This is a genomic window from Pseudomonas pudica (assembly GCF_015680405.1).
In the GTDB taxonomy this organism is placed as follows: domain Bacteria; phylum Pseudomonadota; class Gammaproteobacteria; order Pseudomonadales; family Pseudomonadaceae; genus Aquipseudomonas; species Aquipseudomonas pudica.
Genome location: NZ_JADLJS010000001.1, coordinates 111,025 through 136,732, shown reverse-complemented (window position 1 = coordinate 136,732; position 25,708 = coordinate 111,025). Strand labels below are relative to the sequence as shown.

The window sequence follows — 25,708 nt, the reverse complement described above, 5'->3', positions numbered from 1 at the left end:
CGCCGTCCAATTTTTCTTAAGTGGCTCAAGAAAATCTTCAGTTCTGGGGTTTTTCTGCATTTTTTCTTAACTTTCCTGCCGCGCATGCGCTGAGGTCACGCACCCGATGCTCCCGTGAGCGTGAGATGACTTCGCGCCAGGCTTGATCCATCACTGAGGAGTTGGACTGTCGGATGACCCCGGCTCGACCAAGCCTTGCAAGCGTGCCAGTTGTTGCGCCTGCGCCCGCAGGAGGCGCTGATCATGCCGGTGGGCGAGGAGATAAGACCTGGACTTCTCGCGAAGCAGCGTGATCTCAGTCGCCATTATTTGTTCCTGTTGATGCGCCTGGTTCATGTGCAGCTTCTCGGTCACCAATTGCTGCTGCGCGGCGTTCAACTCACGCTCGAGCTGACGGAGCTGTTGCTGCTGGTAGCTATGCGTGCTGGTCGAACGTTCCAGGTCTCGGTAGAGCTGTGTCAGCTCTTCCTGGCGGACGGCCAGTTGTTCACGCAATACCCGCACCTCAGCTTGCAACTGGCTCAACTGCTGATCATTCCGTTGCAGTTCTTCCTGGCGTTGCAGGTGATGCTGTTGGCAAAAGTGCTCCAGCGATTCATGTGCCTGCTGGTGTTTAGTCTCGAGCGAGTGCATCGTCGTCGCTCGCTCCTCGAGCAGCTGAAGCTGCTGCCGGCCCTAAGTCTTGGTGGACCCCTTGTTCAGCCAGCGGCTGGGGCGCACCCGCGTTGCAAAGTTTTCCGCCCGAAAGTACTCCGATATCGAGCGCATTTAATACGACCAATATCGGAGAAATGCACACTTCAGGACTTGGAGCTAGGTCGACCTGGAATATGACTAAGAATTGATTTGGAGAAGCCACCATCTACACAGATATCCTGGCCCGTTACATATCCCGCCAGCGGGCTTATAAGAAACTCGATCACGTTCGCGATATCCATTGGCTCGCCGATCCTCGCTAGTGGGATGATTGCCTCACGCGCCTTCTTGATCTGCGGATCGGCATACATTTTTTCAGACATCGGTGTATGGGTCATGCCTGGGGATACGACATTGACCCGGACTCCGTCAGGCGCCCACTCCAGCGCGAGGGTTTGGGCGAGCATTGTCAGGGCTGCCTTGGTTGGGCTGTAGGCGCCGGAACCAGCATGGGGAAGCTGGCCAGACATCGACGAAGTGAAGCACGCAGAGCCTCGACTCTCACGCAGGTACGGGTAGCTGGCTTTGGCAAGCAACCACGCGCCGCGAAGATTGACGGCGAACATGTCGTCCCAATCCTTGAGGGACACATTACAGATTGCGCCAGGGCTGGCGATGCCGGCATTAGCAACCAGCGCATCAAGCCCGCCGAATTCCGCCACTGCAGCGGCTATCAACTGCTCTGGCACCACAGGATCGCCAAGGTCCCCAGACAAAGAGATAGCGACACCCCCCATCGACTTGATGGCTTGGACGACTTCTTCCTGAGTTGCATTGGGGATTTGGCCGCAAACGGCGATTTTCGGCTGCGAGCCCCGGGCAAGTGCCGCTTCTGCAATTCTCAGGCAGGTAGCCGCACCAATACCGCTGCTACCGCCACTGACCAAAGCTCTCATTTGGCAACCCTCACTCGTAGATTTTGTTGTAGGTGAAAGCCATAACCTACTTAACCCTAAATGACTTTGCAATCAAATTGACAATGGAATTGGATTCCGTTATTTTTTTTGAGTCATCAGGATGCCCTTTGCAGCTAACCGGCTGTCGCCATCCAGAGGCATCCATCGTCGCGCCTTTCGGTCAGCGATCGTGGTCAACGTACAAAAATACAAAAGATGAATGGCCCATTTCACTCCAGTGAATACTCAACTGAAAGGATGTTCCGACATGATCATCAGCACGTTTTCTTATCTGTGGTCATCCACCGCAATTGATGCCATTGCGCAGCTTTCCGAGCACGGTCATCGCGTGTTCGAAGTCCCCGTCAGCTCGCCACATTGCTGGCCCGTGGAAATGTCGAGCGCAGAACGCTCTGCGGCTGGCGTACGTCTGCGTCAATACGACGCCAAGGTGCGGTCGCTCAATGCCGGCGGCTATGACATCAACCTGGCCAGCCCCGCGGCCAACATGCGACAGAAGAGCATCGAGCACATCAAGGCGGTGATTGATCTGGCAGTCGCTTGGGATACTCAGGAAGTCGTGATCTCCCCCGGTACCCGGCGCCCGATGATTTCGCCACCGCTCGGAAAGACCTACGAGTGGATGTACGAGAGCCTAGCGGTCTTGATGCCGATGGCAAAGCAGGCTGGCGTGCGCCTACTGCTGGAAAACACGCCATATTGCTTCACCCCTACCATGCGCGAACTGGCAGAGGTTGTGGGCACCATCAATGACGATGTCGTCAGAGTCGTTTACGACATCGCTAACGCCGCTTACATAGGCGAAGATCCGGTAGCGAGTTTGCTGGCGTACCACACTGCGATCGACTTTGTGCACGTGTCCGACACAGGTATGGATGTATGGGGTCACGATCCAGTGGGTACGGGTGTCGTAGACTTCGTTGGCTTGGGCGAGGCCGTTCACGCAACCTGCGGCATTGAAAACTGCGTGCTTGAAATCATTCGTGAAGAAAATGCGTTGTATGAGCTGAACAAGGGTGTGCAGGATCTGCGTGAAAAGGGTTGGAACATCCCCTGATTACCTGCTGCTCGCCGTAACAGTGGCCCTGTGGCCCGCAACGGGCCCAGGTGCGAGTGGCAGTATTAGCGCGCAGGCAGTGAGTCTTCGCCACTGACCGAACTCCAGAGCGACCAGCATTCGCCCACCTTCTTGGCCGAGCGCTTCAAGTGCTCGATGTGAGTCTCCAGCGTTTCCTCCCGCATGCGTGCGATAGGCCCGGCGATGCTCAGGGTTGCTACTGGGGTCGAATGGTCTGCTCGTGAAGTATCGAAGACAGGCACTGCCACGACACACACGCCAATCTCTCCTTCTTCGCGAACTATCGCGTGCCCTTCTTTGCGGATCAGGGCGATGTCATCGAAGATATCGCGAATGGAAATGCGAGCGTTGGGGCCTGCGTACTCGCGGCTTTTCTCGATGTCCCAGGCAGCAAGAATCCGCATGGCACGCTCATCACGCATGGTGGAAAGCCATGCTTTGCCTGCCGCAGTGGTGTGAGGAATGATCTTGTCATCCAGGGCGCGGCGGTACTGAAGGCCCCTGGTGCTTTTAGTGGCCTGCAGTACCCAGGTCAGATGATCTTCTGCAACTTCCGCCAACCGCACATGCTCGCCCGTCTCGCTGGCCAGTTCATTGAGCAGGGGTTGCATGATTCTGGCGAAACCAGTTTCAGTGATGTAGTTCACGCCCATACTGGGAATCTTTAGCGTGAGGCAGTAATGGTCCTGTTCGTCCTGGTAAACGTAGCCTCTTTCCCGCAGGGCGCTCAAAATGCGGTGAGCCGTAGCCATTGCTACTTGAGTTTGCTCACTGATGTCAGACAGGGCGAGGCCGCCTGGATGGGAGAGGAGCAGCTCCAGCGTGTTGAAGTAGCGGCCTATATGTGACAATTTTTCCAGTCCTCTATGTTTCGCGTCAGGATGTTAAAGCGTGATGGGGATGCCGCCCCGGCGATCCGACTCGTAAGCCGCCTCGATGATGCGCATGACGCGGTGCATGGTTGCCAGCCCGGCACCTGTGTAAGCAATATCGCGGTCAGGGTCGAGGATGTCGGTCACGAAGTTGTCGTAATACACATCAGAGTTCAAGCTCATGTGCAGGTCACTTGCCTGGCCAGCGGCGTCGACCAGTCGCATGCCATCCGGAGTCGAGCGTGCGTAGAACTGATCGGTCGAGAGTGAGAATGAATACTCCCGCTGCTCAGGGGTATTGGCGGGATAATTGTACCCAGTTTCGATCGTGCAGATGCAGCCGCTCTCTGTTACAAGGGCCATCATCGAGCCGATCTCCACGGCTGTCAGTCGTGGGTCGCGATACATCACTGCAGAAACGCTGCGGATCGCCTCGCCGGAGATTTCCTGAACCAGGTCGACGAAATGAGGGGCGAGATTGATCGTGCATCCGCCACCTGAGCGTTTCGGCTCAAGCATCCAGGAACAGCTGTTTGCCAAGTAGCGTCCAGGTGGGCCCGCGTTAAAGCGAAACGCCAGGGTTCTCCACTTGGCGTTACTCTGGCGAGCTTCTCGTTGCAGGCGGTCCAGTAATTCACTATGTCGCCATATCAACGGTACAGCCACAAACAGGCCTTCGGCTTCACTACGCTGGTACAGCTTCAGCACCTCTTGCGGAGTGAGGCCGCAGGGTTTCTCCATCGCGAAGTGAATCTTTCGCTCGATCAATGCCTCGCCCATGGCATACAGCTCATCGTGCGGGCCAAAGGCAAAGGCAAAATCCGCCTCTTCGTTTTCCAGCAGGGCTTCCCAGTGATTGTATAGTTGCGCGCCGAAGCGCTGGGCGAGCTCGAGCCCCCGCGAACCCGTGGCGTCGGAGACTGCCGTGACGGTGACGCCAGGCAGGCGCTCAAGTGCGTCGAGGTAGAGCGGGGTATGCCAGTGGCTTACTTCCAGAAGGACGACTTTCAAACATTCATTCCTTATTAACAAATATGTTTGAGGCGCTTGTCGGTGCCATCGAGGTTGCGGGTCGAGCCCCGTCGGAGCAGCGTGCAAGTGACATCCCCGAGATTGCCAAACAAGCTAGCATGAGATGATTATGAACGGAAGTAAGTTTCGTTTTGGTGGGGTGCGTGGCGCTAGCCGGGGAGGGGCGAAATTTCTACAATCCTGTCGAGTATCGACGCTCAATATCTTCGAAACCCAGGAAGCTGAGTGCCAGCAATGCCTGGCCCACATGCATGGGTTGACCATCAAGGGTCTTGCAGCCCCGCGATTGCGCCTCAAGCAGCAAGGCGGTCGGCTCGGGTCGGGTGATGATATCGACCACTACCATGGCGGAATTGAGCTGATCTGCTTTTATAGGCATCGGATCATCGGGGTTCATGCCAAGCGGGGTGGCATTGATCAGGATGTCGTGGCCTGTGGGGTCTGGCAAGCCGGCATGCACCTCGCACGAACCCTCCTGGGCGACGCAGTGCGCCAGGTCAGCGGCGCGGTTGGGGTCCAGGTCTGAAATGATCAGCGAGCGAGCGCCAGCTGCGGCGACGGCAAACGCGATGGCTCTTCCCGAGCCACCTGCGCCGACCAGTAGTACAGATTTACCAAGCAAGGAAACGCCGTGGCGCTGCATGCCCAGTACGCAGCCAAGCCCGTCGAATACAGCCCCCTCCCAGCGCCCATCCTTGTCGCAGCGGACCACATTGATTGCGCCGATCTGGCGCGCGGTGGGGTGAAGGACGTCCACGACATCAAGCATCGCTTGCTTGTGGGGCATGGTGACGAGAAGCCCGGCGAGGTTGCGCACAGTGCGCACACCTTTGACAAAATCGGCCAAGCTTTGGGGGCCGACCTCCAGTGGAATGCAAACTGCGTCGGCTTGTGCTTCAGCGAATAGCCGATTCAACAGCATGGGGGATTTGGCGCTTTTTAGTGGATCACCAATCAATCCATAAATGCGCGTGCTGCCGGTGATGAGTGGATGCATGTGATCCTGCTGAGCCTGCAGTAGATGGTTGGGTACGCGGCTATTGCCAGTCTGCAGGCCGCGGTCTGCTTCTATAGGCGCGCATCGATTGCCATTGTGTCCAGTCCGCTGTGCAGAGCAAATGCACAGCGGACTGACCGCAAGGAATCTAGGTGTTCGGTGTGATTTTAAGCGCTTGGCTCGAGGCGTTGTGATGGGTCTTGGGGTTGGATTTTTCCCGCAGCAGTTCGTATTCCTCCTTCGACATCGGCACCGCATTGGGGTCGCCAAGTTCGCTCAGGCGAACACGGAAGGTTTCCCGAGTCGTAAACGCTGCAATTGCGCAGATCACACAAATGCCAAAAGTCAGCGCTCCAATTTTCAGCGGGATATTTTCGGTGCCGGGCGGTGCAACCGAAACGAACAGGGCAGGTAGAAATGCAGTGCACGCCACGCCGATGTTTTGACCGATAGCCATGCCGGTAACGCGAACGCGGGTGCGGAACAGCTCTGGGAACATGCTTGGGAAAACACCATTGAAGCCTTGGTAAGCCACGCCCCACATAAGAAGCGAGAGGATCAGGGACAGCCAGAGATTGTGGATACTGATCGCGTAGAGGTACGCGAAGGACAGGAGTCCGCCGCAGAGCACGCCCACAATCACTGGGGGGCGACGCCCAATTCTGTCAGAAAGTTTGCCAACGAATGGAATCAGGATGACCGCGCACAGGTTGCCGAGCACTGGAATCCACATGAACAGCCCGGAAGGGAAGCCAATGCCGTAAGCGGGCTGGACCGCATACGTGGCACCGAACACGGAGGCAAGGATTGCGAGTACTGCGGAGAGCGCCATGCAGATCACGCGCAGTACATCCTTCCAGCTTTGGGTGAGCACTTCGACCACAGGCAATTTGCGAGGCTTATCCTCTGCTTGTGCTTCAGCGAAGACCGGGGCCTCATGTACCTCACGACGGATGATCCATCCGACCACAAGTACTACAGCGCTGAGGAGGAACGGAATTCGCCAACCCCAGGAAGCAAAGTCATCTGCAGGCATGAACTGGGCAAGTGGCAGGAAAACAGCAGCGGCTAGCAGTTGTCCGGCTTGTACGCCTTGAAGTGTAAAGCTCGCGAAATAGCCGCGTCGTCCGTCAGGTGCGTGCTCCAGGGTCATTGAGCTTGCACATGACACTTCACCGGCAACCGCGAAGCCTTGAATCAGGCGCAGAGTGATCAATATTGCCGGTGCCCAGATGCCGATCTGTTGATAGGTCGGAAGCAGGCCGATGCACATGGTCGAGAAGCCCATCAGGAACATGCAGTAGACCAATACAGTTTTGCGGCCATGGCGGTCGCCCAGGTGCCCTAATACCACTGCCCCAATCGGCCGCGCAATGTAGCCGACGCCGAAGCTTGCCAATGAAACGATGATGCCAACCGTTGGGTTATCTGTTGGGAAGAACAGCTGCGGAAAAAGCAGGGCTGCCGCAGTGGCGTAGATGAAGAAGTCGTAATACTCCAACGCCGAGCCAATCCAGCCGCTTGCTGCGGCTTTCCCTGACTGGCGCTTGAGGGCTGGATCGCTCTGGATGCCTTGGCTCATAAATGTCTCCGGTACCGTAATTTTGTTATTGTAACGACGTTCCAGATGAAATGTTGTTCCCGGACCACGGCTTTGTCAAGTGACGTCTTCTGGTCATACGAATCCATCAGCTGACGTTGACGCGGCGTTCGAATGGTGATTATTATTGTAACCGCGTTCCAACTAGAACATGGTAACGAATCGCTTACGCTATTGATCTTCAGTCGAGATAAAGCCTATGAGAGTTGTAAAAGGTGCTGTCGACCGATGCCTTGAAGCTATTGAGTTGCTGGCGCGTACGGCTCGATGGATGCGAATGTCCGATATTGCAGGTGAACTGGGTATGGAAAAAGGTCCCGCTCACCGAGTGCTTGCGCAGTTGGTGGAGCAGGGGTGGGTGGAGCAGGATGAAGCAACGTCGCACTACCGGCTGACGCTCAAGCTGGCCCTTCTGGGGCAGAGGTATCTGGACGGTATCGGCTTGCCCGAACTGGTTCAGCCCATCATTGAAGGCGTAGCGTCCGTATCCCATGAGTTGGTTCGCCTCACGGTGGTGTGCGAGCGGGGACTGGCTTGGCTTGCCTCAGCCCAGGGCGCAGCACCAGGGCTGATGTACTCGCCTGCCATGGACCAGCCTATCAATCTATACACCACCGCTAATGGAAAGGCTTGGCTGGCCTCGATGCCGGATGAATTAGCCGTTGAAATTGCTATTCGCGACGGTCTGGGTAAAGACCAGGGCGTCGGGAAAGGTCCGCGGGCTATCAATACTGTCGAGCGCCTGCTGTCCGAACTGGCCGCAACCAGAATCCGCGGTTATGGCCTTGTGGTGGAAGAGGCCGAGGCTGGTGTATGGGCGATTGCGGTTCCGGTGAAGATGATCCCGTCTGGCACCGTGGTTGGAACCATGAGCATCGCGGGCCCGGTCTTGCGTATGCATCCGGACCGTTATGGTGATTTATATGCCTTGCTCGAGGATGCGGCAAACAAGCTCGGTACGGTATGGCCTCGACAATCCAGTGCGCAGGTATGAATGTTATGAATCAGTACAGTCAGCCAGCTGATGCGGCTAAATCAAGCCTTCTGCAAGCCGCCTCACATCTTGTGAATGCGCGTCAATCGGGTAATCGTTTAGAGGCCTTGCCCTGTGATGAGGCCTTACTGAGCCTCGAGCAAGGCTTCGAGATACAGCAGCATGTAGGTGTGCTGGCAGGGAAGAAAGTAGGCGGATGGAAATGTGCATTGCCCAAACCTGGCAAGTGGATAGTCGCACCTCTCTACACCGATAGCATCGTGAGCGGTGAGCAGTACCCCCTCGGTATTGCTACTTCCAAGGTAAAAATCGAACCCGAACTCGCCTGCGTGTTGGGCGCGGACCTTCCTGCCCGGTCGGCGCCGTACACGGCCGATGACATCATCCGCTCGATCAGTCAGGTGCACCTCGCCCTTGAGGTCATTGATTGTCGATACATCGATCCGCAAAAGGTGACGTTCGAGCACCTACTGGCTGACGGGCTGTTCAACCATGGGCTAGTCCTCGGGCCGCGGGCTTTTTCACTGGGTTCGACCCATCTGCCCACTCACCTCGATATTACGCTAAGTCATGAGGGGGCCGACCCTCTGAGCATTGCCGGCGCTCACCCGGATCAAGACCCGGTTTCGCCGATGGTCTGGCTCGCAAATTTTCTCTCTGCACGTGGCATCGATCTGCACGCCGGTCAGGTCGTGATCACCGGCTCTTATGCCGGGGTGCTGGAAGTTCCCACCAACCAGTCACTGGATATCCAGTTTGGCAAGGCAGGATCCCTGTCTGTCTTTTTCTCAACGATTGAGGAGTAACGTATGCGCTTGGTTCGTTTCGGTCTGCCAGGACAAGAACTGCCTGGAATTTTGGATGCTCAAGGACAGGTCAGGGATCTTTCTGGCATCGTGGATGATATCGATGCTGTGGCGCTGTCGCCGTCAAGTATCGACAAACTGCGGGGCGTCGATCTTGAGTCCCTGCCATTGGTGCCGGCCGGCACCCGTTTGGGGCCGTGCGTAGGCAATGTGCCAAACCTGGTATGTATCGGCCTCAATTACTCCGACCATGCCGCTGAAACAAATACCCCTATCCCGAGTCAGCCTGTGGTGTTCAACAAGCACACCGGTTCCATTAGTGGTCCAAACGACCCCGTTATTCTGCCGAACGATGCGAAGAAACTTGATTGGGAGGTCGAGCTGGCGATCGTGATCGGTTCGCCTGCCTGGCATGTCGAGGAAAGTAAAGCGTTGGATCATGTTGCCGGTTACTGCTTGGTCAACGATCTGTCCGAAAGGGCCTACCAACTCGAATTCGAAGGGCAGTGGACCAAGGGCAAGAGCAGCTTCTCCTTCGCGCCATTGGGGCCATGGCTGGTAACTCGCGATGAGATCCCAGATCCGCAGAACCTTGATCTCTGGCTCGAAGTGAATGGAAAGCGTTTCCAGAATGGCAACACCAAGACCATGATTTTCGGCGTCGCGCACATCGTGTCCTACCTGAGCCGATTCATGGCGCTGATGCCAGGTGACGTGATCATCACCGGTACGCCGCCAGGCGTTGGCTTGGGGCAGACCCCCAATGTGTTCCTCAAGGCTGGAGACGTCATGCGCGTCGGCGGTACTGGTTTAGGTGAGCAGTCCGTTACGGTCGTACCGTATGTGGCGCAGATGGGCGCTGCCTGGGTTGCGGGCCGTCACCCTAACGTTGATTGATTCCGGAGAAAAGACATGAGTTTTGCAGGAACAGGTGTAGTTGCAATTTGGCATGACCTTCTGCCGGAAGCACGGGATGAGTTCTACGAATGGCATAACCGTGAGCACATGCCCGAACGTGCAGCGATCCCGGGGTTTCAGCGCGGGCGACGATACATTGCGCTTGATGCAGGGCCTGTCTATTTCAACCTGTACGAAGCTGATTCCGTGCAAGTGCTGGGAGGGCCAGATTATCTGGCTCGCCTGAACGCGCCGACGCCATGGACGCAGAAGGTCGTGCAGTCCTACCGGAATGTCGCCCGGTCAATTTGCGACGTACATTACACGGCCGGCGTGGGTAATGGCGCTTATCTGGTAACGCTGCGATTCAATGTTGCCGCCGAGCGCTACACGGATGTTCTGCACGCCTTGCGTGATCGAGTGTTGCCGCCGCTAGCCGATGCGCAAGGGATCACCGGTGTGCACTTGTGCACTGCCGATGAAGCTGTCAGCAAAGTCGAGACTGCGGAGAAAAAGGCGCGATCGGAAGGCACCGAAATTCCGTCCTGGATCATCATGGTCGAGGGTTGTGCCGCTGATTATGTCGGGCATGTCAGAGAAAGGTTGATTGGGGAGCTTGGCAACCTGCTAGACAGCGCTCAGCACCTCTCGACCACGCTTTATCAGCTGGAATACACCCGCTGCAAGACACCTTCCAGCGCGGGATAAGTTGTGCTGGCCTGCAGTGATGCTGTAGGCAGTGTGTGCGTGTTTCCTCTTCTGGGCGCGCCTCGGCAAGCTGTTTACGCTTTGCCGTTGGCGCGCTCATTTTTTATTTTCCCGTGCGATACTGGTCTTCGCAGCCCGACACGCAACGTGTCAGCGCAGCGCCGCCTTTTCCATCCGTCTGAGACCCGTTGCTGATGCCGCCGGACATTACCCATGCCAGCTTTTGCAACTGGATACGCTACAAGCATCTGGTGCTGATAGATACCCTTGCTCGCACTCGTAACATGCACGCCACCGCTACGCTCATGAATCTTAGTCAGCCCGCCCTCAGCAAGATGTTGCGAGACTTGGAGCAGCAGTTTGGCTTCGCCTTGTTCGAGCGCCTTTCGCGTAGCATGCCGCCCACCGAATTGGGCGAATACGTTGTGCGGTACGCTCAAAATGCGTTGGCCGAGTCGCAACAATTTGTCGACCAGGTCAATCGTCTGCGCAATGGTGGGCATGGTTTTTTGCGCGTCGGTGGGATCTTCGCGTCCACCGCTCAGGTATTGCCGCAAGCAATTGCGGCCATCAAGGCGCGTAGTCCGTTGCTGTCTATCGAAGTCATCGAGCAGTCAAGCGATCACCTGCTGGCAATGCTGGAGCAGAACAAGCTCGATATCATGATCGGCCGTTTCACAGAAGCCCGCTTCGAACAGTTATTCGATTTCCAGCCATTGGAGCCTGAGCCTTTCAGCTTGGTAGTGAATAGCACCCACCCGCTCAACCTGGACACTAGCATTTCGCCTGAGTCTCTGAGCGCCTGGCCTTGGGTGTTGTACCCGCTGGGCACGCCAATCCGCAACCGTTTGGAGCAGGCGTTCAAAATTGTCGGCATCACTACGCCGTCGGACAGTGTCGAGACCATCTCGATGCCAGTTTTCCTGCAGTTGCTGCAAGCTGCGCCAATGATTGCGGTATTGCCGCGCCCGATGGTTGCCGTACAGCTGGCAAATGGGCAGCTCAAGGAATTACCCAGCCCACTACCGCTTCCGCCACTGGAGTACGGCGTGGTGACGCGCAAGGACGAGCCATTGAGCGCTGCAGGTCGTCTATTTGTTGAAGTACTGATAGAAGGCGCGCGGCGACGCCGCGAAGCGCTCGAGGGCTCTGACGACTGACGAACGTGGATCAACAGCAATGACTGCGACCGTGTTCCAAAAAGAACCGCGTCACGTATGATTGGGGCTGTTGATACCTAGTCGAGAAAATTCTATGAGAGTTGCCAAGGGTGCTGTTGACCGCTGCCTGGAAGCGATAGAGCTGCTGGCTCGAGAGGCCCGCTGGATGCGAATGTCCGATATCGCCGGTGAGCTGGGGATGGAAAAGGGACCGGCACATCGTGTGCTTGCGCAGTTGGTCGACCAGGGGTGGGCTGAGCAGCATGAGGCTACATCCCAATACCGTCTGACTCTCAAGTTGGCGCTGCTGGGGCAGCGGTATTTGAATGGCATTGGGTTGCCTGAGCTCGTTCAGCCGATTATTGAGGAGGTGGCGTCTGCATCCCGTGAGCTGGTGCGCGTGACTGCCGTCTGCGAGGGCGGCTTGTCCTGGCTGGCCTCTGCTCAAGGCGCTGCGCCTGGATTGATGTACTCGCCAGCCATGGATCAGCCCATCAATCCATACGCCACCGCCAACGGTAAAGCCTGGCTCGCTTCCATGCCTGACGAGCAAGCGGTTGAAATTGCCATCCGCGGCGGTTTGGGCAAAGAACGAGGTATCGGCAAGGGCCCTCGGGCTATCAACACTGTCGAACGCTTGCTATCCGACCTTGCTGAAACCCGAGCACGTGGCTACGGGCTGGTTGTGGAGGAAGCGGAGGCAGGCATATGGGCAATGGCGGTGCCAGTGAACATGGTTCCATCCGGCACAGTCGTTGGGACCATGAGTATCGCCGGCCCAGTGTTGCGTATGCATCCAGACCGGTACCACGACCTGCATGCGTTGCTCCAGGATGCTGCGAACAAGCTAGGTACGGTATGGCCGCGCAGATCCATTGCGGTGGAATGAGTTTTACGATTAACAATCAGGCGCTGAATTAGCCAGCTGATAACCCAGGGTTATCGGTTGATCGAATCATCTCATTGGGAATGTTTTCGCGCGCTTCTTAAAGTGGATACACGCCAGCCCCGCTAATGCGGGGCTACGCCATAACAAGAAGTCAGCCGCGAAGTCCTGAGAGGTTCTATGCAACTCATCGCCAAATCCGGTGACCCTGCCGTCATCCGTTTGAACCCGCTGGATAACGTTCTCATTGCTCGGCAGGCCCTGGTGCAGGGCCAGCATCTGGAGGCTGAGGGCATCACTGTAGGCCAGCCGATCCCTTCGGGCCACAAGATTGCAACTGAACGGGTAGAGCAGGGCCAACCGCTGCGCCGCTACGGGCAGATCATCGGTTTCGCCTCCCAGGCCATCGACGCGGGCGACCATGTGCATGTGCACAACGTGCAGATGGGCGATTTCGACCGTGACTACGCCTTCGGTGCCGATGTTCGCAGCCAGCCAGCCACTGAAGCTTCGTTTCAGGGCATTGTGCGGGACGATGGCCGGGTCGCGACGCGTAACTACATTGGCATTCTGACTTCGGTGAACTGCTCGGCAACTGTCGCGCGCGCAGTGGCTGACCATTTCCGCCGCGATATCCATCCCGAGGTGTTGGCCGACTACCCGAACATTGACGGTGTGGTGGCCCTGACCCATGGCTCCGGCTGTGCGGTCGATCCTGGTGGCGAGTCCTTGGGGCTTCTGCGCCGTACCTTGGCCGGCTACGCCGTCCATCCCAATTTTGCCGCCGTGCTGATCATCGGACTGGGTTGTGAAACCAACCAGATCGAAACCCTGCTCGAAACTCAGGGCCTTGAAGCCAGTGCGCAACTGCGCACCTTCACCATCCAAGGGGTAGGGGGGACTTCGAAAACCATTGCTGCCGGTATCGAACAGGTCAAAACCCTGTTGGACAAAGCCAATCAAGTGCAGCGCCAGCCGGTCAGTGTTCGCCATTTGGTGGTCGGCCTGCAGTGTGGTGGTTCTGATGGTTATTCCGGTATTACTGCCAACCCTGCGCTGGGCAATGCCGTCGACCGTCTTGTGGCCGCAGGTGGCACGGCGATTCTTTCCGAAACACCAGAGATCTACGGTGCGGAGCATTTGCTGACACGCCGCGCAATCAGCCGCGAGGTCGGCGAAAAGCTCGTAGCGCGTATTCATTGGTGGGAGGCTTACTGCCAGCGGATGAACGCTGAGCTCAACAACAATCCCTCCGCCGGTAACAAGGCCGGTGGCCTGACCACCATCCTGGAAAAATCCCTGGGCGCAGTGGCCAAAGCCGGTTCCAGCAACTTGGTCGACGTCTATGAGTACGCGCAGACGGTACGTGCGCAGGGGCTCGTTTTCATGGATACCCCTGGCTACGACCCGGTGTCGGCCACCGGCCAAGTGGCAGGGGGGGCGAACCTGATCGCTTTTACCACCGGTCGTGGATCGGCGTACGGCTGCGCGCCGGCGCCGTCGATCAAGCTGGCGACCAACAACCGTGTCTTCGAACATCAGGAAGAGGACATGGACGTCAATTGCGGTGGTATTGCCGATGGCTCCACCACCATCGAAGAGCGCGGCGCCTACATCTTCGAACACATGCTGCGCATCGCCTCGGGTGAGCGCAGCAAGAGTGAACAGCACGGCTATGGGCAGAACGAGTTCGTGCCCTGGCAGATCGGTGCTGTGACCTGATCGACTTGCATACCCATTTTTGAGGCCATGAACTTATGAGCGTTAGCGGATACAACTTTATTGCAGGCCAGCGCAGCGGCCAGGGTGACACCTTGGTATTCAGCATCGACGCACATACCGGTGAGCGTTTGCCCGGTGGTTTCCGCCAGGCCACGCTGGAGGAAGTGGACGCCGCCGTCGCCGGTGCCGTGTCTGCTTTTACAGCGTACCGAAACCTGCCGGCGACCCGTCGTGCCGAATTTCTCGACGCCATTGCGGACGAGCTCGACGCGCAGGGTGAGGACTTTATCTCGCTGGTTTCCCAGGAAACCGCCTTGCACGCGGCGCGGATTCAGGGGGAGCGCGGTCGCACCAGTGGCCAAATGCGCCTGTTTGCCCAGGTGCTGCGTCGCGGCGATTTCTACGGTGCCCGAATCGACCAGGCGCTGCCAGGGCGCAGCCCGCAACCGCGCCCGGACCTGCGTCAATACCGTATCGGTGTAGGGCCGGTGGCGGTGTTCGGTGCCAGCAACTTCCCGTTGGCATTCTCCACCGCTGGTGGTGACACGGCTGCTGCACTGGCTGCTGGCTGCCCAGTGGTATTCAAGGCGCATAGCGGTCATATGGCGACTGCTGAACGCGTAGCGCAGGCGCTGGTCCGGGCAGCGGAACGCACGGGCATGCCCGCAGGCGTGTTCAGCATGATTTTCGGCAGCGGCGTTGGAGAGGCGTTGGTCAAGCACCCCGGCATCCAGGCGGTGGGCTTCACCGGGTCACTCAAAGGTGGCCGAGCGCTGTGTGACATGGCGGCCGCACGGGAGCAACCGATTCCGGTATTCGCTGAGATGTCGAGCATCAACCCCGTGCTGGTACTGCCTCAGGCGTTGGCCAATCGCGGTACCACCATCGCCAAGGAGTTGACTGCCTCCGTCGTGCAGGGGTGTGGGCAGTTCTGTACCAACCCCGGGCTGGTGCTGGGTATTCGCTCACCTGCGTTTAGCACGTTCATCAACGACCTGGCCGGGCACATGGCCGAGCAGGCTGCACAAACGATGCTCAATCCTGGCACGTTGAACAGTTATGGTAAAGGCCTCCAGGCATTGCTGGCACATCCGGGTGTGACCCGGCTGAGCGGCTCGGCGCAGCAGGGCAATCAAGCACAACCGCACCTGTTCGAAGCGGATGTCAGCCTGCTGCTGGAGCATGACGAGTTGTTGCAGGAAGAGGTCTTCGGCCCCTGCACCGTGGTTGTCCAAGTGGCTGACGAGCAGGAGTTGGTACGAGCGATCGACGCGCTGCAGGGGCAGTTGACTGCCACGCTGCAGGCAGACAGTGAAGACCTGGTCGCCTACGGCCACCTTCTTTGCAAACTGGAGGTCAAAGCGGGTCGGGTCTTGCTGAACGGCTACCCCACCGGCGTAGAGGTTTGCGATGCCATGGTCCATGGCGGTCCGTACCCAGCAACCTCCGATGCCCGTGGCACCTCGGTCGGCACCTTGGCCATCGACCGATTCCTGCGCCCCGTTTGCTACCAGAACCTACCTGATGCCTTGCTGCCTGCTGCTTTGCAGAACGCCAACCCACTGGGTATCGAGCGCCTGGTCGATGGTAAACCCAGCAGCGCAGCCTTGAGCTGACGGATGCGAACCTGCTCACCTTTTCGACGCATACAGTAAGGGTAAACACATGACCGAACGATTGAATGCCAGCGCGCCACTGCCATTGCACCACAACGCCAGCGTGTTCGAGACTGGCAGCTGGGTAGGGCGTGTCTGGTTGCCGGAGCAGGGGCCTGCGGTGGTGCTGGTCAACGCCGGTGCCGTACACGACATCAGCGTCTATGTATCGACCGTTTCAGCCCTGTTGGAGGTGGCTGACCCGGTGGCCTACCTGCGTGCTATACCGCTGGCGGAACCTTTGGCCGAATTGTCGCAACTGCTGGCCAACAGCGACCCGATTCGACGTGACCCGAACCAGCCTTGGCTGCTGGCGCCCATCGACCTGCAAGCGGTCAAGGCCGCGGGCGTAACATTCGCGACCAGCCTGCTGGAGCGTGTTGTAGAAGAACAGGCCAAGGGCGACCCGGCCAAGGCTGATGCGGTGCGGGCCAACTTGGTCAGCCGCATCGGTGCTGATCTCTCGCAGATCGTGCCGGGCTCCACCCAGGCCGAAGCGCTGCGAAAGGTACTGGTAGAACAGGGGCTGTGGTCGCAGTACCTCGAAGTGGGCATTGGTCGAGATGCTGAAGTGTTCACCAAGGCCCAGCCATTGTCGGCGGTCGGCCACTGCGCGGACATCGGTATTCATCCCAACTCGAGCTGGAACAACCCGGAACCCGAAGTGGTGTTGGCGGTATCGAGCGATGGTGGCATCAAAGGCGCAATGCTCGGTAACGACGTCAATCTGCGAGATTTTGAGGGCCGAAGCGCACTGCTCCTTTCCAAGGCAAAGGATAACAATGCCTCCACCGCGTTGGGGCCATTCCTGCGTTTGTTCGACGAAAGCTTCAGCCTGGACGATGTACGCAACGCTGAAGTCGACCTGAAGGTCGAAGGCGAGGACGGTTTCGTGCTCTCCGGCCGTAGCTCGATGCGCCAGATCAGCCGCGACCCAGAGGATTTGGTGGAACAGACCCTCAACGAAAACCATCAGTATCCTGACGGTCTGGTGCTATTCCTCGGTACGCTGTTTGCGCCCAAGCAGGACCGTGACCAGCCCGGCAACGGTTTTACTCACAAGCGTGGCGATGTGGTGAGCATCAGCAACGTACAACTGGGCACGCTTTCCAACCGCGTCACTACCAGCGACCAGGCACCGCAGTGGGAGTTTGGCCTGCGCTCCCTGATTGACAGCCTCGGTCGTCGTGGCCTGCTGGAAGTAGCGACGACCGCGCGCCAGATCTGAACCGCGCGCTGCGCCAGCCAACAAGAAAAGTTGTATTAACCCACGTTGGATGAATATCCAACGTGCGGGGTTGTGTTCCTATAATCTGTCTGTGATGGAAATAATAAAAATGAAAATCCGCGCATCCGAATCTATATTAAATAACGCAAAGGTGTTGTTCGTCGTACCGCTGCTGAGCATAGCAATTAGTGTGCAGGCCGCTGAAAATGGATTTGTCGAAGATTCAACGGCAGGGTTGAACCTGCGTAACTACTATATTAATCGAAATTATGTCAGCGATTCGGCTACTCAAAGTAAGGCCGAAGCGTGGAGCCAAGCGTTTATTTTGAACTACAAGTCCGGATTCACTCAGGGTCTGGTAGGGTTTGGTGTGGATGCGTTGGGGCTTTACGCTGTGAAGCTGGACGGTGGCCGTGGCACGCCTGGAACCCAACTACTGCCGATACATGACGATGGCCGTGCGGCGGATGATTACGGACGGCTGGCGATTGCCGGAAAAGTGCGGGTGTCGGCGACGGAGCTAAAGGTCGGCGAATGGATGCCTACACTGCCGATCTTGCGTTCAGATGACGGGCGTTCGCTGCCGCAGACGTTCCGAGGTGCGCAGATCACTTCTCGAGAGATAGAAAATCTCACCTTGTATGGTGGCCAATTCCGTGCCAACAGCCCACGAAACGATGCCAGCATGGAAGATATGTTCCTTGCCCAAAAACCGGGTATCACTTCGGATCGGTTCAACTTCGTGGGGGGTGAGTACACGTTCAATGATAAGCGGACATTGATCGGTGGATGGGGGGCTGAGTTGAAGGATATCTACCGCCAGCAGATGATCCAGATCACTCACAGCCAGCCCATCGGAAAATGGACGTTGGGTGCCAACATCCAATGGTTCACGGGTAAAGATGACGGGCGCTCCTTGGCTGGGGATCTCGACAACCGCACCTGGTCCGGGTTGTTTTCAGCGATGTACGGCGCGAACACCTTCTACATTGGGCTGCAGAAGGTGTCCGGTCAAGACGGCTGGATGAAAGTCAACGGTACTTCTGGTGGCTCGCTGGCCAACGATAGCTTCAGTTCCAGCTACGAAAATGCCAATGAGCGCTCCTGGCAGGTGCGTCACGATTATAATTTTGTGGCATTGGGCGTTCCGGGCCTGGTCCTCATGAACCGCTATATCAAAGGTAGCGGCATTCATGTAGGCGGTGAGACCGGCGTCAAGGAGTGGGGGCGGGAGACCGAGCTTGCTTATGTATTCCAGTCCGGCGCGCTCAAGGACTTGAATATTAAATGGCGTAACTCGACGTTGCGTCGGGGGTGGGGTACCAATACAAGCTTCAATGAAAATCGTTTGGTCATAAATTATCCGCTTTCGCTGTTTTGATTGTTGGGTAGGCGGCGGCCTGTGCCCGCGGCAGGCGTTTGAAAACGGCCTGGCTTTTTCTAGCGGGGGTCATTTGTGGAACGACTATTCTCTCAGAAAACAGGCATGCTGTACCTTGCGCTTGGTCGGTGTTATTTGAGTCAATTATTCCGGGGCAGCGCTGCGAACGCTTCGGCAGTCAAGAAATCCCCGCTTCTTGAGAAACGTGCGTTGCCATTCTCCAGAATGGCCGTTTCACGGTGAAGGGCGGGGCACATAGACATGGCTATCCGTCTGGTAATCAGTGGCCGCCTACCACACAATTTCAGGATGTGATCCGTAAGCCCACAATCCGGCCTGCGTGAGCAGGACCCCGCGTCGTAACTAGGGACCGCCAGGTCTCTGTGGCAGGCGAGCTTAGTGCTTGAGTGGATGAGGCTATCCGGGAATTATCTGTTCAGAAATTCTTGGACGTCAGTTTTTTTCTTGAACGGCCCATGAAAATCTTCATTTTTGTAGTTCTTCAGCATTTTTTCTTAACTTTCCTGCTCCGCATGCGCTGAAGTACACAGCGACGCTCGCGTGAGGTGGGACGACTCCGCGCCGGGCTTGATCCCTCATTGAGGAATTGGACCGTCGGATGACCCCGGCTCGACCAAGCCTCGCAGGCGTGCCAGTTGTTGTGCCTGCGCACGCAGGAGGCGCTGGTCATGTCGGTGGGCGAGGAGGTAAGACCTGGACTTCTCGCGAAGCAGCATGTTCTCACTCGCCATTATTTCTGCCTGCTGAAGCGCCTGGTTCGTGAGCAGCTTCTCGGCGGCCAAGTGCTGCTGCGCGGCGTTCAACTCACGCTCGAGCTGCCGGAGCTGTTGCTGCTGGTAGCCCTGCGTACTGGTAGTGCGTTCCAAGTCCCGGTAGAGCTGTGTCAGCTCTTCCCGGCGAACGGCGAGTTGTTCACGCAATCCTCGCACCTCGGCTTGCAACTGACTCAACTGCTGATCATGCCGTTGCAGTTCTTCCTGGCGTTGCAGTTGATGCTGCTGGCGAAAGTGATCCAGGGATTCACGCGCCTGCTGGTGTTTGGACTCGAGCGAGTGGATCGTCGTCGCCCGCTCCTCGAGCAGGTGAAGCTGTTGCCGGCAAGCCTCTTCAAGACGCCGTCGCTCGCCTTCGGCCAGTTGCAGTTGGCCCGTCAGTTGCACTTCACGCAGACGCAACTGCCGGTGGGCCTCCATCTCTGCGGTATGTGCCACCTGCAATTGCTCGAACCGCGCCGCCTCCACCGCACGCTGCTGCTGATAGGCCGCTTGTTGCCGTTCCAGGCGGGCGCGATCGACGGCGACCGTGGCCTGCGCTTCGTTGGCCAAACGCTCAGCTAGACTCTGCAGCAGCGCCTGTAATTCTTCCGACAGATTCACCTGTGGCGGATTGGGTTCTGCTACGTCCAGTTCACGCAGGTAGCGAAGGATGGTGGTCTTCGAACCCGTGTGACCGAGCTCTGCTCGAACGGCCTCGATACTGGGTGACAGACCACGCGCGAGGAGGGCATCCCGTGCTCGCTGCACGAGGGCTTTGTTGATACCAGCGCGGGCCATGGCTCTGCTCCCACTTTTTCGTACTGTTCAATCAGTATGGAAGTACACGTGTACAGGCGCCTGATCCGGTACCAATAATCGGACAGACTGACGTTTGAGAAGCCAAGTTTCTCGAACGTGATAGCGCGTTTAGCGGTGATTTGCCGTTCTCGGGGGTACAGACGGAGGCGGTGGTGGACACTTCGCCCGATCGTTATCTCCAGGCCGCGCGTCGCGCCAGTACCGAGCGGCGCTACGCCCAGGCCATCGCGCACTTCGAGACGGAGTGGGGTGGGTTGCTGCCCGCCTCCAGCGAAAGTGTGGTGCGCTACCTCACGCATTACGGCGAGCAACTGACGAGCCGAACCCTGCGCGTGCACTTGGCCGCCTTGGCGCGCTGGCACCAGCAATTGGGCTTTCCCGATCCCACCAAATCCTATCGGGTGCGCGATACGCTGAAGGGTATTCAGGCGCTGCATCCGCAGCCGGTGAAGCAGGCCGAGGCCCTGGCGCTCAAAGAATTGGAAATCTGCATCAGCCAATTGGCTGAGGAGCTTGCGGATCCGTTGCCAGCGGTAAGGCTGCGCGCTGCGCGTGATCAGGCGCTGATCCTGCTTGGCTTCTGGCGGGCGTTTCGCAGCGATGAGTTGAGTCGGTTGCGCATTGAGCACATTCAGTTGCGCGAAGCGCAGGGGCTGGAGCTGTTCTTGCCGAGTAGTAAATCCGACCGCAGCAACCGCGGCCGTATGGTCAAGGTTCCGGCACTCAAGCGTCTGTGTCCGGTTGCTGCTTATGAGGTGTGGTTGAATGAAAGCGGGCTCACCGAGGGCGCGCTTTTTCGCTCCATTGATCGCTGGGGGCATATACGGGAGCAAGCACTCAACGCCAACAGTTTATCGCGATTGCTGCGCCAGGTTTTCCTTCGCAGCCGTCTCGACCCGGAGGGGTATTCGGCACACTCACTCCGGAGAGGCTTCGCCAGCTGGGCGAGTGAAAACCAATGGAGCACAAAAGCCCTGATGGACTATGTGGGTTGGCGGGATGTGCAAACGGCCGCACGCTACATTGATGGCGACGCGCCTTTCGGTGAGTGGGCACGCTGAACGCCGGATGGCGTTAATGCGCTTGTCTGGGCCCATTTCGTCCTATGGGATCTTTTAAAGCCTCCGGTGTTGATTGACAATGTTCTCGCATTTCGCTTCATGACTAGTAAAATACAGAGCGATTGCGACCCGGGCAGTAGGGTTGTCGCTTCATCGAATTAACGGTATATAAATTTAAAATCGGTTGCGACATGCCAAGCGAGGCGCGACATGGATGAAATATCTACTCAATTGTTAATGAAGGCTGAAGACGACACCGTCATTGTTCTGGTAGTTGATGATCAACCTATGATTGGCGAGGCCGTCCGCCGTTACCTTGCTGGTGAAAGTAACGTACAGTTTCATTACTGCGCTGATGCGACGCAAGCCGTTGCTGAGGCCGAGAAAATTAGTCCGACCGTGATTCTTCAAGACCTAGTCATGCCAGGGGTTGATGGTTTTTCATTGATAAAAAACTATAAAAACACTACTAAGACTCGCAATGTACCGATAGTGGCTTTATCCACTAAGGAAGACCCAGTAATTAAAAGTCGCGCCTTTGAAGTTGGGTGTAGTGATTATCTGGTGAAGCTACCGGATCCGATTGAGCTTTTGGCTCGCCTTCGATATCACTCCCGTTCGTTTAACAGCGCGTTACAACGCGATGAAGCATACCGTGCCTTAAGGGTTAGTCAGCAACAGTTGTTAGACACAAATCTTGCTTTGCAACGTGCAAATAATGAGTTGCAACGATTGATAAATTCAGATGGGTTGACCGGTCTCTCAAATAGAAGGCATTTTGACGAATTTCTAGATACACATTGGCGGCGTGAAGGTAATGAGAATCTAGAGATCTCATTGCTAATGATTGACGTCGATTTTTTCAAGGTGTTCAACGATCGATTTGGCCATGTTGCTGGCGACGAGGCACTCAAATGTGTGGCGTCCGCAGTGCGAGATACGATTGTGAATGCGAGTTACTTGCCAGCACGTTACGGAGGGGAAGAGTTCGCGGCTATCTTGCCAGGAGCGTCCTCAGATGAAGGCAAAGCCATTGCGGAACAGCTGCGTGCGAAAGTGGAATTACTGCATATGCCGCACTGCTCACCGTCCGCTAACTCGGTGGTCACAGTTAGTATTGGTCTCGCCACATTTGCCCCGAAACGTTTAGGCAGCAGCAAAATGCTAATCGAGTGCGCTGACAAGGCGCTTTATCTGGCAAAGAGCCGCGGGCGTAATCAGGTGGCGATTTATAGAGAAAGTGAATTCTGAACTTTTTCTGTCATACGCCCCCATGCCGCCTACTGACAAGAGGCGACCAACGGCGAGCGCTGGTTGCAAGGGGCGCTTTGCCGCCCGCCGCCAAGATGGGCACCCACAGCTAAACGTGGACCTGGAGGTTGGTGATAATCCTGTGGCCTCTGGCTCTCCCGCGATGACGCTGACAACTGAGCTAGGGCGAGGTCTGCTGCGGATCGGAAGCGGCCATGCGGGACCGGCAGCTTTTGGCCAAAAACCGTCCTTCGCCAACTAAAGGGACATCCGATATCACGCTGCGCACCAGGCCAGACTCGCTCTCAGCGTCGGTTGCCGAGGGGATATTGGTAGCACCGTTTGGGTTGGTCCTCCGAAGACCCGCAGGCTGTGGCCTACCGATTGTGGGTGGCCCTGCTTCCACTCAAGAGGGTAAACAGACACACCCCTGTCTCGAATAGGTCTCGCTCGAACCGAATCAGCCTGCGGCTTTCAGTACTAAGATCGTTTCGTCAAGAGAGGGGGATCTGGTCGTTGACCTTGTATGACGACGGCCGAATCACGTAGTGTCTGTTTGACATCAAACGTTTTCCGCACGCACAGGGCTCGCGATGACACTGCCGCAACAAACTGAAAGTCAGCGACGCGGCATGCAAGCCGCCGATATCGTGGCGCTAGCACTCTCGAAAGTCGCTTTCGTCAACCGGGTGGCTACTGAAGTCGATATCGGAGTCGATTTCATGTGCGAATGGAGGAGTGACGATCGGCCTACGGGCAAGATGTTCAACGTACAATGCAAGTGCTTCCCCTAAAGGATAAAGGCGATCCGATCAAGGCTACGATTCCTGTCAAAACCAGAACCGCCAGGTATTGGCTGCAACTGCCCAACCCCACCTTGTTATTGGTGGCTGATCCAGAGACAGGCGTGATTTATTGGGGCAAACCGATCGAACAGCTGATTCCACGCCAGGACGCTTGGAGGCAACAGGACACCGTGACGCTTGAGGTTTTGAAAAACACGGGTTTCAACTGTTTCTCCGCAATGCCTTCAGCGCTTTGTGAGTACATGCAGCGTGGCGCAACACATATTGGCATCGCAATGCGCGAGCGCCTGTATGACGTTAAGGCCTGTATGCTCGAAGAGCAGCCGTGTGGTCCTCGCCCCATCGATGTGGCGATTGCTAGTCAGTTGATGAATCCTTGCGGAGCGTTGCAGGATGCCTTTGGAATGAGTATCGAGCTTAGTAATTTCCAAAGCGAAATCGCGGATCTCATTGAAGCGCGGACCAGGAAGTATGCAAATGACCTATGGAGCCTGTCACAGAAGATTTATGGCAGGCAGCTCAGAATTGCAGGGCGAGCCGGCTCGGGCTTGGATGACGACTTCGGCGCGGGCGTGCCTCGAGAGCTGATTGGTCGTGCTCATGCTACGCTGGGCGCTTTAAAAAAACCGCTTGCTTCGCAGCAAATCATGGTGCTGCTGTTGGCCCTGGACGAGCTTGAAAAGCTCCAACGCAACCTATTCGATTATGAGGAGGACGAGTTTGAGAGGGAGTATTTGCGGGCCCAGTGGCATTCCTTGACGAACGGCGAGATAGAATAACGAGTCGTTATGACCATCCCCCCAACATCTAATCCGCGTCGTTCTTCGGCCGGTGTGCCGCATAAGAGGCACTCGGAAATGCAAATTGGCATTCAGCGCAGCGAAGCCTTCTAATGAGTTAATGTAAGATTATTCTCCGTATCATAATTGAGCGACCTCATCAAACATTATGATGGAGACAACCTCGAGGTAGGCAAAGATGAACACTAAAGTCAACAGCATCCTGAAAGCCAAGCTGGATCGCCTGCACCAATCGCCGAAGTACCGTAGTTTCTTCAACGATGCGGTTATTGATGCTTTTAGCAAGGTTGAAGCTTCAGCCTTTGCTGGTAAGTCGATCAAGGCTAGCCCGCGTGACGATTTGGCACCGCGCTGCTGATTCGAGCAATTTCCAGCAAAAGGCGAGCTTTGGCCCATGCTAGTCAGTTAGCGTTTATCCGCTGCCACCGGGGCTGCATTGCACCCATTGCGTCGCGATGGGCCGTAGAGCGGCCCCAATTGGCTTTACTGACTGGCGTCGGGCTTTGGCCCAGCTTTTTTTGCTTCAATGCACTTGCGCACGTTCGCCTCCAGGGGGGTGTGGATCATGGCAAAGGGAAGGCCTGTTACCCACACTAGAGTTCAGTGCGCTGTGTCCTGGCCCATTGGAGTGCCGCAGCCTGCGACAACGCGGAGGTCAGGGCATGCTGGCTAGCCTCGTGTGGCATCAAGTCCGCTAACGAAATTACTTCCAGCCGCAAAACCGGGACATGGACTGCTTCAGAAAGCCATGCGGGCAGCCGTGCTAACTGCTTTCTGCCTGTCCTACCTGTTTCCGCCGTTTGGCGAGTGGGCCGTATAATTCGCACCAGGTGTTGCGTAACTCATTTCGGCCGTTGGCACTTTAGTTTTGTGGATAAAGCAACTGTTCGATAAACTCCAAATTATCGCTGTCCCACAACGTAGCAGCATGGCATATGAAATCAATGAACGCCGTGCGGCTTTGGTTACCCGCCACCACATAGTCGATCAATGCTTGGCACGGCGTAGTCGGTTGGCGGGCAATCAGCTCCTCGCCGTCTTGAGGTGCTCGGAACTGGACCGTGCTGTTGAGCTTTGAGCGATTGGACGAGAGAATCTTCGACTTTCCCTTCTCCACCAACAACCCCTTAGGGTCGATCACGACGGTACTTTCGATATCGAGTCCAGAGCGCAAGGTTACACGCTGGATAACCAAATCCTTACCTCCATCATTACTGACTAGCAAAGATATGTGCGAAGGAGTGCTATAGATTATCGCTCCCGTTAACGAACTTTGGCGAGCTTGGTACGAGTCGTAGGTAAAGGTGGCTCCTGCCGCGAGAATTCCGAAAGCTGCTAAGGCTTCAGATGTGACGCTAATCAGTTCCTTGTGCTTCAGAATTAAGTATCCCGGCGGTCTGAGTACAAGGCGGCGATGTAAGGACGCCAACCACGTAATTCCGAAGGTGAAGCATTTCTTTCCAAGCATTTTGATGTTGCGATCCGATAGTGGGTCTAAGTAGATTTGCTTATCGCAGTCAATGGGCACGTGCCAACAGCGCTATGAGCTGCAGCCAAGGGCCTTGG

The 25,708-nt window shown here is 56.7% G+C and carries 23 protein-coding genes; 15 read left to right on the top strand and 8 right to left on the bottom strand.

The window, feature by feature from the left end:
• Window positions 1-150: 150 nt before the first annotated feature.
• Together IRZ77_RS00620 and IRZ77_RS00615 are read right to left on the bottom strand one after the other, a co-directional pair.
• Window positions 151-633, bottom strand: coding sequence for a hypothetical protein (locus IRZ77_RS00620; RefSeq protein WP_230386278.1), 483 nt, complete (start codon window positions 631-633; stop codon window positions 151-153).
• A gap of 167 nt (window positions 634-800) precedes the next feature.
• The gene (locus tag IRZ77_RS00615) at window positions 801-1,592 is read right to left on the bottom strand and encodes an SDR family NAD(P)-dependent oxidoreductase (RefSeq protein ID WP_196172648.1); all 792 of its coding nucleotides are present in this window, start codon (window positions 1,590-1,592) and stop codon (window positions 801-803) included.
• 268 nt (window positions 1,593-1,860) lie between these two features.
• Here IRZ77_RS00615 and IRZ77_RS00610 point away from each other — a divergent pair, with 268 nt between their 5' ends.
• Window positions 1,861-2,670, top strand: coding sequence for a sugar phosphate isomerase/epimerase family protein (locus IRZ77_RS00610; protein WP_196172647.1), 810 nt, complete (start codon window positions 1,861-1,863; stop codon window positions 2,668-2,670).
• Window positions 2,671-2,735: 65 nt separating this feature from the next.
• On the opposite strand, the gene IRZ77_RS00605 is transcribed toward IRZ77_RS00610, so the two are convergent.
• The 4 genes from IRZ77_RS00605 to IRZ77_RS00590 form a co-directional block, all read right to left on the bottom strand.
• Complete coding sequence (locus tag IRZ77_RS00605; protein ID WP_196172645.1) at window positions 2,736-3,542, bottom strand: IclR family transcriptional regulator; 807 nt, start codon at window positions 3,540-3,542, stop codon at window positions 2,736-2,738.
• Window positions 3,543-3,575: 33 nt separating this feature from the next.
• Window positions 3,576-4,574, bottom strand: a complete 999-nt coding sequence (locus IRZ77_RS00600) for a Gfo/Idh/MocA family protein (protein WP_196172643.1) — start codon at window positions 4,572-4,574, stop codon at window positions 3,576-3,578.
• A gap of 193 nt (window positions 4,575-4,767) precedes the next feature.
• Window positions 4,768-5,592 carry a shikimate dehydrogenase family protein gene (locus tag IRZ77_RS00595; RefSeq protein WP_196172641.1) on the bottom strand — a complete coding sequence of 275 codons (825 nt, stop codon included), beginning with the start codon at window positions 5,590-5,592 and terminating at the stop codon, window positions 4,768-4,770.
• A 148-nt stretch (window positions 5,593-5,740) separates the two neighbouring features.
• The gene (locus IRZ77_RS00590) at window positions 5,741-7,174 is read right to left on the bottom strand and encodes an MFS transporter (RefSeq protein ID WP_196172639.1); all 1,434 of its coding nucleotides are present in this window, start codon (window positions 7,172-7,174) and stop codon (window positions 5,741-5,743) included.
• A gap of 217 nt (window positions 7,175-7,391) precedes the next feature.
• Here IRZ77_RS00590 and IRZ77_RS00585 point away from each other — a divergent pair, with 217 nt between their 5' ends.
• From IRZ77_RS00585 to IRZ77_RS00540, 10 genes are all read left to right on the top strand, one after another.
• Window positions 7,392-8,186, top strand: coding sequence for an IclR family transcriptional regulator (locus IRZ77_RS00585; RefSeq protein WP_196172637.1), 795 nt, complete (start codon window positions 7,392-7,394; stop codon window positions 8,184-8,186).
• 5 nt (window positions 8,187-8,191) lie between these two features.
• Window positions 8,192-8,992: a 2-keto-4-pentenoate hydratase gene (locus IRZ77_RS00580; protein ID WP_196172635.1), complete on the top strand. Its 801-nt coding sequence runs from the start codon at window positions 8,192-8,194 to the stop codon at window positions 8,990-8,992.
• A 3-nt stretch (window positions 8,993-8,995) separates the two neighbouring features.
• The gene (locus IRZ77_RS00575; protein WP_196172633.1) at window positions 8,996-9,889 is read left to right on the top strand and encodes a fumarylacetoacetate hydrolase family protein; all 894 of its coding nucleotides are present in this window, start codon (window positions 8,996-8,998) and stop codon (window positions 9,887-9,889) included.
• Window positions 9,890-9,904: 15 nt separating this feature from the next.
• On the top strand, window positions 9,905-10,597 hold the full coding sequence (locus tag IRZ77_RS00570) for a hypothetical protein (RefSeq protein WP_196172631.1): 693 nt from the start codon (window positions 9,905-9,907) through the stop codon (window positions 10,595-10,597).
• Between the two features lie 194 nt (window positions 10,598-10,791).
• Window positions 10,792-11,757: a LysR family transcriptional regulator gene (locus IRZ77_RS00565; RefSeq protein WP_196172629.1), complete on the top strand. Its 966-nt coding sequence runs from the start codon at window positions 10,792-10,794 to the stop codon at window positions 11,755-11,757.
• A gap of 94 nt (window positions 11,758-11,851) precedes the next feature.
• The gene (locus IRZ77_RS00560; protein ID WP_196172627.1) at window positions 11,852-12,646 is read left to right on the top strand and encodes an IclR family transcriptional regulator; all 795 of its coding nucleotides are present in this window, start codon (window positions 11,852-11,854) and stop codon (window positions 12,644-12,646) included.
• A 177-nt stretch (window positions 12,647-12,823) separates the two neighbouring features.
• Window positions 12,824-14,365: a UxaA family hydrolase gene (locus IRZ77_RS00555; RefSeq protein ID WP_196172625.1), complete on the top strand. Its 1,542-nt coding sequence runs from the start codon at window positions 12,824-12,826 to the stop codon at window positions 14,363-14,365.
• A 35-nt stretch (window positions 14,366-14,400) separates the two neighbouring features.
• The gene (locus IRZ77_RS00550) at window positions 14,401-15,981 is read left to right on the top strand and encodes an aldehyde dehydrogenase (NADP(+)) (RefSeq protein WP_196172623.1); all 1,581 of its coding nucleotides are present in this window, start codon (window positions 14,401-14,403) and stop codon (window positions 15,979-15,981) included.
• Window positions 15,982-16,030: 49 nt separating this feature from the next.
• Window positions 16,031-17,248, top strand: a complete 1,218-nt coding sequence (locus tag IRZ77_RS00545) for a fumarylacetoacetate hydrolase family protein (protein ID WP_196172621.1) — start codon at window positions 16,031-16,033, stop codon at window positions 17,246-17,248.
• A 109-nt stretch (window positions 17,249-17,357) separates the two neighbouring features.
• A complete protein-coding gene (locus tag IRZ77_RS00540) occupies window positions 17,358-18,629 on the top strand; it encodes an OprD family porin (RefSeq protein ID WP_196172619.1) in 1,272 nt (423 codons plus the stop codon).
• 596 nt (window positions 18,630-19,225) lie between these two features.
• Here IRZ77_RS00540 and IRZ77_RS00535 read toward each other — a convergent pair.
• Complete coding sequence (locus IRZ77_RS00535) at window positions 19,226-20,203, bottom strand: DNA-binding protein (protein WP_196172617.1); 978 nt, start codon at window positions 20,201-20,203, stop codon at window positions 19,226-19,228.
• 173 nt (window positions 20,204-20,376) lie between these two features.
• On the opposite strand from IRZ77_RS00535, the gene IRZ77_RS27135 reads away from it, so the two are divergent.
• The 4 genes from IRZ77_RS27135 to IRZ77_RS00510 all read left to right on the top strand — a co-directional run bounded on the left by IRZ77_RS27135 (window position 20,377) and on the right by IRZ77_RS00510 (window position 24,500).
• On the top strand, window positions 20,377-21,285 hold the full coding sequence (locus tag IRZ77_RS27135; RefSeq protein ID WP_196172615.1) for a site-specific integrase: 909 nt from the start codon (window positions 20,377-20,379) through the stop codon (window positions 21,283-21,285).
• Between the two features lie 210 nt (window positions 21,286-21,495).
• The gene (locus IRZ77_RS00525) at window positions 21,496-22,536 is read left to right on the top strand and encodes a GGDEF domain-containing response regulator (protein WP_196172612.1); all 1,041 of its coding nucleotides are present in this window, start codon (window positions 21,496-21,498) and stop codon (window positions 22,534-22,536) included.
• 775 nt (window positions 22,537-23,311) lie between these two features.
• Window positions 23,312-24,121: a DUF4365 domain-containing protein gene (locus IRZ77_RS00515; protein WP_196172604.1), complete on the top strand. Its 810-nt coding sequence runs from the start codon at window positions 23,312-23,314 to the stop codon at window positions 24,119-24,121.
• A gap of 199 nt (window positions 24,122-24,320) precedes the next feature.
• Window positions 24,321-24,500 carry a hypothetical protein gene (locus tag IRZ77_RS00510; RefSeq protein ID WP_196172603.1) on the top strand — a complete coding sequence of 60 codons (180 nt, stop codon included), beginning with the start codon at window positions 24,321-24,323 and terminating at the stop codon, window positions 24,498-24,500.
• A 504-nt stretch (window positions 24,501-25,004) separates the two neighbouring features.
• On the opposite strand, the gene IRZ77_RS00505 is transcribed toward IRZ77_RS00510, so the two are convergent.
• Window positions 25,005-25,337, bottom strand: a complete 333-nt coding sequence (locus IRZ77_RS00505) for a hypothetical protein (RefSeq protein WP_196172602.1) — start codon at window positions 25,335-25,337, stop codon at window positions 25,005-25,007.
• Between the last annotated feature and the right edge of the window lie 371 nt (window positions 25,338-25,708).